Source organism: Paraburkholderia sp. SIMBA_053, from assembly GCF_046534895.1.
GTDB lineage: Bacteria > Pseudomonadota > Gammaproteobacteria > Burkholderiales > Burkholderiaceae > Paraburkholderia > Paraburkholderia caledonica.
This window is the reverse complement of the sequence record NZ_JAWRXU010000228.1, coordinates 1-359: the sequence shown is the minus strand read 5'-3', so window position 1 is coordinate 359 and position 359 is coordinate 1. Positions and strand designations below refer to the sequence as shown.

Annotated in this window: 1 protein-coding gene; it reads left to right on the top strand. The window is 58.8% G+C overall.

Going from position 1 to position 359, the window contains the following annotated elements; all coding sequences use genetic code 11:
* A partial coding sequence (locus SB753_RS35390) for a glutathione S-transferase (RefSeq protein ID WP_410804727.1) occupies positions 1-359 on the top strand: 359 nt, incomplete at both ends.

Genomic DNA, 359 nt, shown 5'->3' with positions numbered 1-359 from the left:
CCTCGTGGTCGCTGCGCGGCTGGCTGCTGGCGAAGTTCAGTGGCTTGCCGTTTGAAGAGATCGTGATGCCTGTTGATGATCCCGCTGCGCGGGCTGAGTTGCTGCTGCTGTCGCCCTCTATTCTCGTGCCGTGTCTTGTGCATGATGGCATTAAGGTGTGGGACACGTTGGCTATCGCTGAGTATCTGAACGAAGTGCGGCCTGAAGCTGGGCTGTTGCCGAAGGATCGTAAGGCGCGCGCGCATTGCCGTGCGATATGCGGTGAGATGCATTCGGGATTCAGTTCTTTGCGTTCGGCGTTGCCGATGAACCTGAAAGCGCATTTTCCGGGATTTAAGGTGTGGGCGCGGGCGCAGTCG